The sequence below is a fragment of the Sharpea porci genome (assembly GCF_009695655.1).
Lineage (GTDB): Bacteria > Bacillota_I > Bacilli_A > Erysipelotrichales > Coprobacillaceae > Sharpea > Sharpea porci.
In genome coordinates, this window is the sequence record NZ_VUNM01000010.1 from 25410 (window position 1) to 39537 (window position 14128).

Consider the following 14128-nt stretch of genomic DNA (forward strand, 5'->3'; position numbering starts at 1 on the left):
TTCACCTTATTTCTTTAAAGTGCCATCTTCATTAAAGGAAATTTTGAAGACGGATGAAGACTGGTTGACTTTATTGATAATACGTTTTTTTGTTGTTCCTTCAGCAATTGTTGGTTGATAATTATTACGGTTTGTAACGGATGAGATGGATGCTGGAATGATTTTGATATTGTCGTTGTGTTCAAGCTTGTCATTCTTGAATGTAAAGGACTGCTGGAAAATCATCGTATCTTTGTCAGCAGGATTCTGATTGCCACCAAAACAGAAGTTACCAAGCGAATAAGCAATATAAGCATTCTTATACTTTTCTACACCCTGTACAACATGTGGATGATGCCCAATGACAAGATTAGCACCCTGATCTATCGCATAATGGGCTAAATCTTTCTGCATTTGTTCAACGGTATATTGGCGTTCAATACCACCATGCTGGCTGACAATAATAAGATCAGCCCCTTCCTTCTTTAATTTCTTAATACCCTCATCAATATAGGTCTTACTTTTATTGAATTTTGTTTGATTTAGACCTGAGAAATCAACACCAATATTCCCAATCTTCTTTCCTTTGACTTCAACTAATGAAACTGCCTCATAACTGGCATAAGGCATCTTGTTGTCTTTAAATGTGTTGATTGTATCATCATAGCCTTCTTTGCCATAATCATAGGCATGATTATTCGCAAAGCTAACTGCATCAACACCACCATCTTGAATAATCTTGATATAGTCTTTGTCAGCTTTAAAGTTAAATGTCTTTGTCACAAGACTATTACTATTCGTTAATGTGCCTTCGAAGTTAACTAAAGTGTAATCATCTTTTGTAAAAGTGTCTTTGACATTTTTAAAGAAGTAAGCTGGTCCATACTGTTTATAATATGGAATCATACTTGTGCTATAGGATGCAGTAGCACCTTTACCAAGTGTGACATCACCTGTTGCACTGATTGTGATTGTTGTGTCTTTGGTTTCTTTAGTTTTTGTTTCCTTTTTGACTGCTGGTTTATTGACTTTCTTTGTAGCTGGTGTACTTGTGCAGCCTGCAAGTAAGAAAGCTGTTAAGAGTAATGCAAGTTTTTTCATATTTTTCCTTCCCTTCTTTTATCATCTTACAAAAAAAAGATACCTATGACTAGGCATCTTATACATTAAATTTAAAGAACATGACATCGCCGTCTTTACCAACGTATGTCTTACCTTCTTGTCTGATTTTACCAGCTTCTCTTAAAGCATTTTCACTCTTATATGTCATCATATCATCATAGGAATATGTTTCAGCACGAATAAAGCCTCTTTCAAAGTCCGTATGAATCTTACCAGCCATTTGTGGTGCTGTCATGCCATCAGTAAATGTCCAGGCACGACATTCATCAGGTCCAACAGTAAAGAAAGTCTTGAGATTTAATAAATGATATGTTTCTCTAATTAGCTTATCCAAGCCACTTTCTTCAATACCTAAGTCTTCCATGAAGATAGCACGGTCTTCTTCATCTAAACCTGCTAGTTCACTTTCAATCTTAGCACAGATTGGAATAACATCAGCACCTTCATTAGTAGCATATTCCTTAAGCTGTAGATAGTATGGGTTGTCTTCTGGATTTTCAATATCTTCTTCACCCATATTAGCGACATAGATGATTGGTTTAATAGAAAGTAAATTATATTGGTTGACATAAACCATTTCATCTTTATCGAATTCAAGTACACGAGCAGACTTTCCTGCTTCGAGTGTTTCTTTGATTGGTGTAAGAACTGCCATTTCTTCCTGAGCATCCTTTTCACCTGATTTTGCTTTTCTTTCAAGCTTTTCAATACGTTTATCAACTGTTTCTAAATCCGCCATCACAAGTTCGAGATTAATTGTTTCTACATCACGTACAGGATCTACTGAACCATCTACATGCGTAATATCCTTATCTCTAAAACATCTTACAACTTCACAGATTGCATCTGTTTCACGAATATTCGCTAAGAACTTATTACCTAAGCCTTCACCTCTGCTTGCCCCTTTTACAAGACCGGCAATATCTGTAAATTCAAATGTTGTATGAATGACTTTCTTTGGATTAAAGAGTTTTGCGAGATCATCAAGACGATGATCGGGTACTTCTACAACACCGACATTGGGATCAATGGTAGCAAAGGGATAGTTTGCGGCTTCTACCTGTGAATTTGTGATTGCGTTAAATAATGTTGATTTACCTACATTAGGTAAACCTACGATACCAGCAGTTAATGCCATTTTCATTCACTCCTTTTATTCCCATTCATTCTATAATAAACCATACAAAAAAGCAAAGATTACTCTTCGCTTTGATGTACAACAACTTTCTTTAATTTCTTTTCAAATGCCTTTCTGCTAAACATGACAACAGCACCACAACCCTGACATTTGATTTTAATATCCGCACCCATACGAATGATTTCCCATTGATCACTCTTATGACATGGATGTGGTTTTTTCATAACAACAATATCATGTAATCCGTATTCCATTACTGAACCCTTCTCTTATATGATAATAATGTATTCTTCATAAGCATTGCTATTGTCATTGGACCAACACCACCAGGTACTGGTGTAATAGCAGCAACTTTATCTTTCACGTCATCAAAGTCTACATCACCACATAACTTCCCATTCTCATCACGATTCATGCCAACATCAAGAACAACAGCCCCTTCTTTAACATAATCAGCAGTGAAGAACTTAGCTTTGCCTATAGCCGCAATAAGCACATCAGCACGTGACGTTACTTCTTGAAGATTCTTTGTATGACTATGAGCTATTGTCACGGTGGCATTATGGTGTAGTGCTAATAAAGCGACTGGCTTACCGACAATATTACTACGTCCCACAACAACAACTTCCTTGCCATCCAAATCATATCCTATCTCATCAAGCATGACCATCATGCCATAAGGAGTACATGGAATAAAGCCTTCTTCATTTAAGAAAAGTTTAGCGATATTAGCTGGATGGAATCCATCCACATCCTTCTCTGGTGCAATCGCTTTTAAGACCTTTTCTTCATCAATAGTCTTAGGTAATGGTAACTGTACAAGAATACCATCAACGCTATCATCATGATTCAATTCATCAATAAGCTTTAATAATTCCTCTTCACTCATTGTTGCATCCTTATTGATACGTAAGCTTTCCATACCAACATAAGCACAAGCCTTCTCTTTATTACGTACATAAACCTGACTTGCTTGATTGTCCCCCACAAGAATCACAGCAAGCTTAGGCACTCTCTTGCCTGTCTTTCTGATTGCCTCAATTTCTGCTTTAATGGCATCTTTTGTTTTTGTAGAGATCTCTTTTCCGTTTATTAATTTCATATCCTCACCCCCTATTTTTCCCCATTATAAAGGAATCAACACCAATATAAAAGCAAAAAATATCTCCCCAAAAGGGAGATATCCTTAAATTAAACTATCAGCAACATGCTGTCCTGCAATAGCACCATCACTAGCCGCAGTAATAACCTGACGTAAGTGTTTCTGGCGTACATCACCAATTGCATAAATGCCTTTGATACTTGTTTCCATGTTATCATCTGTAAGAACATAACCACGTTCATCTAAGATGCCTAAGTCTTTCACAAAGCCAGTAATTGGATCAGCCCCAACAAATGGGAAAATACCACTTACAGGAATAACTGATGGTTCATTAGTATCAGAATCAGTTACCTTTAAGCCTACAACCTTATTGTCTTCTGAGAGCACTTCTGCTGGTTTCTTCTTAAAATGGAAGACAATATTGTCAGCAGCTAATGCCTTATCTGAAATAATCTTGTCAGCTCTAAAGACATCTCTTCTCATTACAACATGCACCTTATCCACAATGGTAGAAAGATATGTGGCTTCTTCAATAGCAGAATTACCACCACCAATAACAGCTACTTCCTTACCACGATAGAAAGGTCCATCACATACAGCACAATAAGAAACGCCTCTACCTGTCATTTCTTCTTCACCAGGAATATTCATCTTACGTTCTTTTGTACCTGTAGCAATAATAACTGCCTTAGCTTCAATCGCATCATCACCTAAATGCACAATCTTCTTATCGCCTTCAACAGTAACACCTGTTACTTCTGCCATTTCGAAAGAAGCACCAAAGCTTAAACCATGTTCATACATATCATAGGCTAACTGTGGCCCTGCAATTTTTTTAATACCTGTGTAGTTTTCAATTTCAGCTGTCAGATTCAGTTTTCCACCAGGTGCTCCAGATTCCACAATTGTCACCTGTGCTCCTGCTCTTGATGCATATAAGGCAGCTGTTAAGCCAGCAGGTCCTGCACCAATAATAACAACATCAGTCTTCTTCATATTCTATTCCTCACTTTCAAAAGATGGCTCAACATCTTCTTTTCCTAATATCTTATATAATAAACGATATAATTCATCTGCTTCTTCTTTATCAATATTGACACATGCCCCTAACTGATTAGGAATATTCTTTGCCTGTTCTTCAAGTGCTAAACCAGCATCAGTAATCGTGACATTAAGAGAACGCTCATCTTTCTTGCTTCTCTTTCTTTTAATCAGCCCTTTAGCTTCTAAACGCTTTAATAATGGTGTTAATGTACCTGAATCTAGAAACAATGCTTCTCCTAGCTCTTTGACATTCACCTGCTTCTTCTCCCACATCACCATCATCGTAATATATTGGGTATATGTTAGGTCTATTTGATCTAATAATGGTTTATATTTCTTTGTGATTAAATGACTTGCAGCATAGAGAGGAAAGCACAGCTGATTCTCTAGCTTTAAACAATCATAACTCATATCATGTCACCTCACTAAGTTGTGTACAACTTAATTTCATATATACCTTAACATCAACATTCATCACTGTCAACATTAGTGCTTATCTCTTTTCTCTTCCCACAAATCATAAAAGAAACACAACGCTAACAAGAATAAATAAACATACATCACATCATTCACTACTCTCATAACAACATTAAACACATCATTATTCTTCACAACACACTTATCCAAAAACATAAAGAAAGCATAAACACCAATAATCACAAATTGATATTTTCCATATATTAATTTCTTGAGCTTCTCCATAACAACCACTCCCTATAAAAATCTTAACATTCTCCCATTCCTTCAACAAGAACTACGACAAAAAGGCCGAACAAACGTTCGACCTCAATACTACATATATTTATTGCTCATTATGTGTCTTCAAAAGCATATAGAATACAAAACCTAAGAAGCCCACAAAGGCTAATAGCATCGTCAGTATTCCAAAATGAGTACCTGTAGGTACTACACCATCTTTGTGATTAATGAATGTGATTGTATCATTATCAACAGCCTTACTCATATTATCAGCATTAACCACATTACCATCATTAATATTATGAGAAACTTCATAATCAGTTTCTGCTTCTTTAATGCTGTAGGATGCTGTCTTAGGTACATTCTTAAAGACAACAGATTCATTGTGTTTAAGTGTAATTTCTGCACTTAGGGTATTGTTGTTGCTTGCAGGAGCACGTCGAGGTGCGACTGTATTTGGCTTTAAATGCGTACTCTTCTTGATGACTTTAGGATTGTTCTTTGATGAAGCATTGAAGGTATCAACCTGAATTTCTTCATCATCAGAAACATTATTAAATGTTACAGTAAATGTAAATGGCTTACTATAATCACCAAACGAACCTGTAACACGGTTTTTCAGTACAATATTAGCTGCTTCAGGTAATGCATTATTGAATGTAACATCAATATCATTGCCTTCAACAACTGTTTCTTCATCAGTAGCTAAATCAACATAAGCTTTATCATTAGTTTTCGTCTTCTGATAGCTTCCAGCAACAAGATCATAGCTTGCCTTACCTCTATTTGCCTTTTCAGTTATTTGGTATTTTGTAGTAGCAGGCACATTCTTAAATGTCACCTCATCACCACTTGCAAGCTTAGCATTCACTACAGCCTTACCATTATCATCAGGTGTAATCATACCTAAATCTGACATAAAGCCTTCATTAGGAATATTTGAGAAGTTAATATTGAATTCAAACTTATCATCACTCTTATTACCACTTGTTGTCTTCTTGAGTGTTAGGTTCTGATAGAACTCTAGCTTGTTTGTGAATGTCACAACAATATTCTCATCTTTGTCCACATTCTCCCAGGCTGTAGAAAGAGCGGTGTTAGTAGCATCAACCATATCAGCAGACTGTGCTGTCTTCCCACCTGTAATCTTATAAGAAGGCTTGTATTCACCTGCTGCTTCAGTAATTTTATACTGTGCACCAACAGGAAGATTATCAATCTTTAATTCTTCATCCTTCTTCATCGTTACATGCACATAGCCATTACCATCACTATCTGACGTAAACACATTATTACCTAGCTTATACTCTGTATTCTTTTCAAGCTTCTTGAATGCAACATCAAAGTCATATGTATGTTCATTGACAGAGAAACCTTCGACCTGTTTCTTAAGTGTAAAGCCGTTTGTTTCTACATCTAGATTCTTTTCTTGATAGTGGTTTTCAAACAAAACATCAGCATGATAATTATCATCATTTAACGTTCCACTTGCATTCTTATTAGTAGTACTGAACTCTTCATACTCATTTTCTTTTACTAAATATGTTGTTCCTTCAGGTATATCCGTCAAGTGTGCTGTTTCTCCGTCTTTTAAGCTTACTCTACCGATACCATCATTAAATACAACATCACCAAATATTTGTGTACCTTTAATATTTTTTCCAGATAGTATAATTGTGAAAAGGTAATGCATATCTTTATATTTATTTGGAACTTCAATTGTCGGTGAATCTTCAGTTACTTTATATTCTTTCTTTGTGGAAGGTATGACTTCCCCATTTTCATTGAAGCCAGTTACAATTGCATAGTAGCCATACCCATCTCCAATACCACCATAATCAGATCTAAATCCAAAAGTAACACTGTCTCCATCAATATCATATTCTTTAGTGTTACTTGTATTTGTATGATTGCCGCCGCCAAGCTTTCCTGAGATTGAGGTGCTGTGATTATTTGAAGCTGTGTAGTTTGGATGTTTTCCTTGCCACATGCATACCCAGTCACAATCACTTGACTCACCACCATAAATTATCTTCACATGAAGTTTGGATGCGCCATCAATTGTTACAACATCGTTTATATTCATGCCTTCTAAATAGTTACCATTTTGGATTCCTTCATCATTTATATTAGGTGTATGAGAGTATTTAGTTACTGGAATATCAGTCAATACCAATTGTTTACCATCCACCTTCTTAGTTATATCAATACTATAGTAATCTTTCTTTACTACTCTTGTATCAGTATTTACGATTTCCGAAGGATTTTCTTTTGTAGTTACAACTGGATTATTCTCTTCATTCGAAGATGTATAGCCTTCTACAGTATCTTCCCATGCATAATAAGTTGCATGATCATCAGCAACATTAAATTCATAAGTCCAAACATCACCATCTTTAGTTATTGTAGCATCAGTATCAGATGAATAAGTAGCCCTATCTTCAGCATGAACTTCAGTTATAATACTCAAGTTCTTAAATAGTGAAATAATATTTGATCCGATTTCTTTTAGTGTCTCAATGAATCCAATGTTATTCGCTTTTGCGCCTGTTGAAGTAGCCTTATAAGTGAAATAACCTTTACCATCACCACCATAATAAGCTTTACTCATACCAGTTTCACTAGGATCATAATTAGGTAGCTTATAGCTATATCCAAACATATCCCCATTCCAATCCGATATATTAAGCCATGGCTCAGAAACATATATTCTTTCTAAATTATCACAATAAGAAAACATAATCGATACCTCACAAGAGTAAGTAGCATAACGATTAACATGCATATTTGAAAGATCTAATTCTTTTAATTTTTCACAACCAGAAAACATGCCATTCATATAACGTGCAGCTTCAAAATGAGAAACGTCCAAAGTTTCAACGTTTTTCACGCCATTAAACATATATTCCATACTATATATTGATGGAGTGTTAAAAGAAGATACATCCAGAGACTTTAACGAAATACATGCATAAAACATTCCGTTCATATCTTCAACTTTAGCAGTATTAAATGAAGATAAATCTAATGAGATAAGTGAACTACAGTCTCTAAACATATAAGACATATCTATAACATTTGATGTGTCAAACCTTGAAAGATCTAAGGCTTTTAAATCTGAACAAGAATCAAACATACAAGACATATTTTCAACGTTTGAAGTAACAAAAGATGATAGATCCAATGATTCTAAAAGTGAACATTCACAAAACATTCCGTACATATTTTTAACATTTCTGGTATCAAAGGAAGAAATGTTTAGTTTATTTAATTTAGAACAGCTTCCAAACATATACTTGAAGGAAATCACCTTTGACGTATTAAATTTAGAAAGATCTAATGATATCAATGAGGAGCAACGATAAAAAATTCTAGTCATATTTTCAACATTAGCTGTATCAAAATTAGAGACATTTATAGACATTAGAGAATTGCAATCACTAAACATTCCTTCCATATTTGTGATTTTGCTAGTATCAAAATTAGATAAATCTATTGATTCTAATGCTTTATTGCTAGAATACATTTCCTGCATACTTGTCATAAAAGCAGTATCTATTTTATTTGTATCTATCTTAGTAGCCTTATCAAAATATGAGAACATATATTTTACTGCATCCGACATCCTTATCGTTTGTGCATTCGTCCAATAATAAATAACGTTATCTTTTTGCCAGCCATATATCTTATAACGTGCATTTGCATCATAGAAATTTTTATCAAGTCGAACTGCATTATTCGGCACTTCGGTTTCCGAAATATCACTATACAAAATCGAAGTCACACTATTAGCTTTAAAATTTAAAATATGAGAAAATGGACTATTTCTAATTTTGGAAGAATAATTGACTTTATCATTCAAATTATCCTCCCTCCACTCCACATAAGAAGGAATTTTTGTGATATCTGTAGTGATATGAATAACAGGTGTTGGTCTTTCTTCATTTGTCTTGTTGTCTTTCCAGACCTTCTTGACAATGATTTTGCCATCTTTAATCTTCTCGTTATCTACACGATATTTATTGTTAGTGTTATGTTCTTGACCATCAATTGTGTATTTACCGTCTTTCTCAATAACGACTACATGCTTGGTGCTTTCAGCCGTATATCCAGTTGGAGCTTTTGTTTCCTGAAGGATATATGTACCTGACTCAAGGCCAGCGAATGTCACAAGCCCATCAGCTCCTGATATAGATGTTTTATTAACCTTTGTTCCTTTATTAGATGTTCCTTTCAAAGAGAACTCTGCACCTTGGAGTAATGAGTCATCATATGATGACTGCTTTGAAATTTGAATTGTATGATATGGTTCATTATAAATAATGATGTTGCCTGTCTTATCAGTTACTGCATCCTGTATGCCTGCATTACCCTTGTCATCAATAATAGCAGTATATTCTACATCATTAGTAATATAGCCTTCTGGTGTACCCACTTCCTTAAGCGTATAGACACCATATTCTATATTTTCAAATCTAACAGTTCCATAATCATCCGATGTCGCATATAAAAGCACATCATTCTTGTAAGCTGATTTACCAGTCAGACTAAAACGTGCATTTTTGACACCTAAAGCCTTATTAACTAAATCTCGTTTTTCAAATACAACATCACCATGTATTCTTGGATCATCTGTCAATGTAACGACATTGTCATTCTTTGTAATTTCTTCATTGCTATTCTTATAGACAGTAAACTGACCATTATCATTGATAATGACTTTGTATTCTGTCTTGTCTAGAAAATAATCAGCTGGAGAATATGTTTCTTTGAGTGTATATGTACCTTTTTCAACATCTTCAAATACAAGATTGCCCTTTGCATTTGTTGTTTCAGTGACATCAATCTTAGTATTGTAATCTGATGTACCATAAAGACGATACTTGGCGCCTTCAACAGAATCATCGCTTTCAGATGACTTCTTATGGATATTAACATTGCCTGTCATCTTGAATGATACCGTTGTATAGTCATGATGGATCAACGCTGTTTTCTCATTATCTTTATTGTCTATTGTTGTATCTCTGACGTAGATATTATTGTAGGAATTCTGATAACCATCAGCCTTGCCTTCAACTTTATCAGGTGCCTGCATATAAAGAACGGCATTAAGCGTTTCACCTTCATTAAGTATATAGTCGCCACCATTAGTATTCTTAGAACAATCAATAACTATTGCTTTTACAGAAGAAAGTTTTATATTTTCATCAAACTTCTTCCATATTGTACTGTCATTGAGATCATTGTTGTTGTCTATTGAAAGGTTGTTTTTTTCACTATAGTAAACAACAGGAGCGATACCTTTAGACTTCAGTTGTGTAAGATCCAATGAACTTAATGTTCCATGCCAGTCTGATTTCTTGCCATTAACTAAATAGTTCTCAAGTGAATCATAGATAATGATATTCTTTCTCTTTGTCGTATAAGAGTTGACAAGACGTGTTTCATAAGAATACTCATCTTTACCTGATACAAATGTATTGTATGAATAAGCACTTTCCTTAGCTGACTTGACTTGAAGCTGTAATCCTGTAAGTGATGAGGCAATGTTGGAGATACTGTATGGATCTTCATCATAGAGGAATTTGGCTGCATTAGTTTGTTTATCTAGGTCTATCATGTAGGCCTTATTAGCTGCTGACATGTTACCACCATTATCCGCAAAGCCATTTGTAATATCCTCGTTACCTGTTTCATAAGCTACTGGGTTGATGATGTTTTCGCCATAGTCCTTCACAGATTCCCAGCTCATCATAACACTCAGATATAGGCTGTAATACTTTGCTTGTAATGGAATATCAACAATGATGAGATCTCGCCCACTCTGCATATAGTTCTGCTTGATTTCATAACTGAAGTCATTCTTGCTTAGTGTGCCCTTTTCAGTTTCAACCTGTAACGTACCTTTCTTAAGATGTGTACCTTTAGGTAAAAGATCATAGAAACGTCCTGAATCCTGTACAAGATAACTTGTCTTGTCATCAGTTTTAATTGTTTCCTTCTGGTCAATCTTCCATCTTAATTCATAAGCCTTCTTAGCTGGATTATTTCCAGTTGAGAGAAGATGCTTGTTGAGGCTTGAGGATTTCTCTGGTCCGATAGCTCTATCAAATGCATAACTTCTTACTGAAGAAATCACATTATTCTGAGAATCTGTGATTTTCGAGTCTGAGAAATTTTGTAATTGAATAATATTCTTGTCTTTAATCTTAGAATCAATATATTTAGAGCTCTTCAAACTCATATACGGATAGATTTCAATAAATGTATGATAATGTGCATTGGATGTTGTAACTCTGAATCCAGTCACGTTTGATTCATTTGTAAAAGTGATTTTCGCACTTGTTAATGTAGAAACAATTTTGGTGTTGTCAACATGAGCACCGCTAGTATCATATGAAGCTACTTTCTGCCATTCTCCATCATTATTACGCACCCAGAAATAAATTGGATCTTCATTCTTTCCCTGCGTATCCACAACGAATTTTTGTTCAGCTGAATCGAATTTACGAATTTCATACTTGACAGACCAATCTACAGAGGTATAATGATAGTCATCTTTATCAAGTTTTCTTGCATCTTCAGGAATATTATAATAATGCGCATTATTTTTCACATTATCCGTGATATTCTCATCCAGATAGAAAGTATCTGTCGTTAATTCATAATTAACCTTGTTCTTGCCATAGTTATCAGGATTGTCTCTACTTCCGCTAACCGTATATGGATAAGGATAAGATAACAAATTCGTATAATATTTAAACTTATCTATAGTTTTACCAGATTGAAGTTGATCAAGGTTATAAGAAGCAAAATCCCAGTAATAATGAAATTTATCATACCAGTTATTATTCCCATAATTCTGACTGCTGAAACGTCCTACTGGATAAACAAACTTAGGTGTATCCCATCTAAATTCCTGACTGGATGAAGCAACTGTAGGTGTATCCACCTGATCAACAGGTGTGACTGTTGCCTTTACATCATTGTCTAAGGTATAGAAGTCATCTTTCTCATACTTTACAGGATCATAAGCAGTAAGAACATAGCTTGTATTTTCATCATTTGTTTGATTGTTGAGAACGTTTTGCGTACTAAACTTTAAACTACCACTTCTATATCCAACAACAAGTAGTCCATCAGTCTTAGGATTGTCTTCAAGAGTCAAGTTATAAGGCTGAGTTAGGGGTTCTTTGAGCTTTGTATCAATCTGCCATATGAGAAACCATTTGTCTTTTGTGTTTTCAGGTTGAGTTCCCCAGCTTTTGTCCCATTGACGATAGATTTTTTGAGGAATTTGCTTTTTAACTGAGAAAATGGTTGCTGAAGTATTGATGTAGACAGGAATCATAGCTGTATCAGCTGTTTCTGTTTTACCATTATTTATGAGTGAAAGATGTGCCTGGAATGGATCTGAAGCTTCCATGTCCTTATAGCTAAAAGTATTTTGGCTTGTTAGATAAGATACTTCGATATAGCCATGGCTACTGCCTGAGAGAACATGTCTGTTGTAAATAATGATATTGTTGTGATCATCACTTTCCTTATAGGCATAGTCAACCTTATGAGAAGAATCTTCTTCCTCTTCTTTAACAGCTTCTTCTTCACTTGGTACTGAGAGCTCTATGTAATCCGCATATTCACCATTACGATTCTTGAGAAGTCTCTTTGGAATAGTAATCTGAAAGCCATTTTCAACAATGTCATGTTCTGCTGAAGTATCATAGTTGATTCTATAAGTGAAACGATGCTTGTCATAAGTTGTAGTTGGAGTCCAGACATAGCGACCTTGGTCATCTAACTTAGCGCCACTAGCTACCTGGACACTGAAATTGTCTATGGCAGTTGTTTTTGTATCTTCTGCCTTGACTGGTGCAGCATTAGGTATAAGCAACGAGACAACCATCAACAAGCTCATGCCTAAGGCTACTATGATATGTAATGTCTTGTTCATGAATCTTTTCATCATATGTCCGTTCCTCTCTTATTTTGTAAGTATTTTATTAAGTAATAAAATAAGGCAAGTGCCGAGAGAAACAAAGCAACGATGTATTTCATGATACTTGTTGCATCTTCAGTCTTTACATGTTTTGTCTTCTTAGATACAACATTCTTTTCTTGTTTGATTGTGTTGTTAGTAACGTTTGAGCCAAAGATGATATCCGTCTTATTTATGCCATCTTTACTCGCATAAATAGCTGATTCCATCTTGCCATCCGCATTTCTAGTTACAACAACAGTTGTGTGGTAGGTTGTGCCCTTGTCATCAGTAATCAGATAGTGGTAGTTATCTGCCTTGGTAATTGGAATGACAAAGGACTTTGTTTCATTATTGAGCGTCAGGTTTTCCGTACTAGGAAGTGGGGAATCCGTAGAGGATATTGTCACTTTATGAGACGTATTTCCCTTTGCGGTAATAGGCAATGTAATTGTATGTTTAGAGGCATGAACACTGCCCATACCAAGCGTCAAGAAAAGCATCATCCATCCTAGCAGGATATTCGTTTTCTTTCTTTTCATTTTCCCTCCATTAAAGAAAGCATATTCTGCGAATGTAATGTTTTCATGAGATGAAGGCATACATTGATTGGTCAATAAGAGAAATATCTTGTTTAGGCGGTGGAATATGCATCAGTCACTGAATTCTAAGCGCTTTCATTTTGACGCATATAAAACATTGATATTCATGATTTATCGCTTATTCACCTAGTGGTAGTTTGTATGTATGCCTAAATGGCGCATTGTATATTTCTTTCATCCCTCCTTTTTATGACAATGATATTTTGTAGTCCATAGAGATATTCATAGCTTCCCGTGATGAAAATGTCATATATTTGTCATCTATCCCTATGCCTACAGTATACATATATTTTCAAAATCCGAAAGCATAAAAATGTCATTTTTCAAATTTTATTATTGACATTGTCAAATAAAAGTGTTATAGGCTTCAATTTACTTTTATATTACCCTTATTATATTAATGTTACCTATGTCATACATTATTGATAAATGAGATACTTTATTATATGTATGATTATTAAGTT

9 protein-coding genes are annotated in these 14128 nt (G+C 34.9%); all 9 read right to left on the reverse strand.

Features of this window, described 5'->3' with window-relative positions; translation table 11 throughout:
- Positions 1 to 6 precede the first annotated feature (6 nt).
- The 9 genes from FYJ79_RS06055 to FYJ79_RS06095 all read right to left on the reverse strand — a co-directional run bounded on the left by FYJ79_RS06055 (position 7) and on the right by FYJ79_RS06095 (position 13604).
- Positions 7 to 1080, reverse strand: a complete 1074-nt coding sequence (locus FYJ79_RS06055) for a CapA family protein (RefSeq protein ID WP_154515448.1) — start codon at positions 1078 to 1080, stop codon at positions 7 to 9.
- Between the two features lie 58 nt (positions 1081 to 1138).
- A complete protein-coding gene (ychF, locus tag FYJ79_RS06060) occupies positions 1139 to 2239 on the reverse strand; it encodes a redox-regulated ATPase YchF (protein WP_033162197.1) in 1101 nt (366 codons plus the stop codon).
- Positions 2240 to 2298: 59 nt separating this feature from the next.
- Positions 2299 to 2493, reverse strand: a complete 195-nt coding sequence (locus FYJ79_RS06065; RefSeq protein WP_033162198.1) for a DUF951 domain-containing protein — start codon at positions 2491 to 2493, stop codon at positions 2299 to 2301.
- Positions 2493 to 3341 carry a bifunctional methylenetetrahydrofolate dehydrogenase/methenyltetrahydrofolate cyclohydrolase FolD gene (gene folD, locus FYJ79_RS06070; RefSeq protein ID WP_154515451.1) on the reverse strand — a complete coding sequence of 283 codons (849 nt, stop codon included), beginning with the start codon at positions 3339 to 3341 and terminating at the stop codon, positions 2493 to 2495. Before folD ends, FYJ79_RS06065 begins: the two co-directional genes overlap by 1 nt.
- Before the next feature lie 84 nt (positions 3342 to 3425).
- A complete protein-coding gene (gene trxB / locus FYJ79_RS06075; RefSeq protein WP_154515454.1) occupies positions 3426 to 4337 on the reverse strand; it encodes a thioredoxin-disulfide reductase in 912 nt (303 codons plus the stop codon).
- Positions 4338 to 4340: 3 nt separating this feature from the next.
- A complete protein-coding gene (locus FYJ79_RS06080) occupies positions 4341 to 4796 on the reverse strand; it encodes a MarR family winged helix-turn-helix transcriptional regulator (protein ID WP_154515457.1) in 456 nt (151 codons plus the stop codon).
- Positions 4797 to 4871: 75 nt separating this feature from the next.
- Entirely contained in the window at positions 4872 to 5087 is a 216-nt protein-coding gene (locus FYJ79_RS06085) for a hypothetical protein (protein WP_154515460.1), read from the reverse strand.
- Between the two features lie 100 nt (positions 5088 to 5187).
- Positions 5188 to 13053, reverse strand: coding sequence for a BspA family leucine-rich repeat surface protein (locus FYJ79_RS06090; protein ID WP_154515463.1), 7866 nt, complete (start codon positions 13051 to 13053; stop codon positions 5188 to 5190).
- Positions 13050 to 13604 (reverse strand): hypothetical protein, encoded by a 555-nt coding sequence (locus FYJ79_RS06095; RefSeq protein ID WP_154515466.1) that lies wholly within the window; start codon positions 13602 to 13604, stop codon positions 13050 to 13052. Before FYJ79_RS06095 ends, FYJ79_RS06090 begins: the two co-directional genes overlap by 4 nt.
- Between the last annotated feature and the right edge of the window lie 524 nt (positions 13605 to 14128).

Excerpts from the sequence above, each read along its gene's own strand:
- FYJ79_RS06065 (WP_033162198.1), bottom strand. The coding sequence starts at position 2,493 with ATGGAATACGGATTACATGATATTGTTGTTATGAAAAAACCACATCCA.
- FYJ79_RS06055 (WP_154515448.1), bottom strand. The coding sequence starts at position 1,080 with ATGAAAAAACTTGCATTACTCTTAACAGCTTTCTTACTTGCAGGCTGC.
- FYJ79_RS06085 (WP_154515460.1), bottom strand. The coding sequence starts at position 5,087 with ATGGAGAAGCTCAAGAAATTAATATATGGAAAATATCAATTTGTGATT.
- folD (WP_154515451.1), bottom strand. The coding sequence starts at position 3,341 with ATGAAATTAATAAACGGAAAAGAGATCTCTACAAAAACAAAAGATGCC.
- ychF (WP_033162197.1), bottom strand. The coding sequence starts at position 2,239 with ATGGCATTAACTGCTGGTATCGTAGGTTTACCTAATGTAGGTAAATCA.
- FYJ79_RS06080 (WP_154515457.1), bottom strand. The coding sequence starts at position 4,796 with ATGAGTTATGATTGTTTAAAGCTAGAGAATCAGCTGTGCTTTCCTCTC.
- FYJ79_RS06090 (WP_154515463.1), bottom strand. The coding sequence starts at position 13,053 with ATGATGAAAAGATTCATGAACAAGACATTACATATCATAGTAGCCTTA.
- FYJ79_RS06095 (WP_154515466.1), bottom strand. The coding sequence starts at position 13,604 with ATGAAAAGAAAGAAAACGAATATCCTGCTAGGATGGATGATGCTTTTC.
- trxB (WP_154515454.1), bottom strand. The coding sequence starts at position 4,337 with ATGAAGAAGACTGATGTTGTTATTATTGGTGCAGGACCTGCTGGCTTA.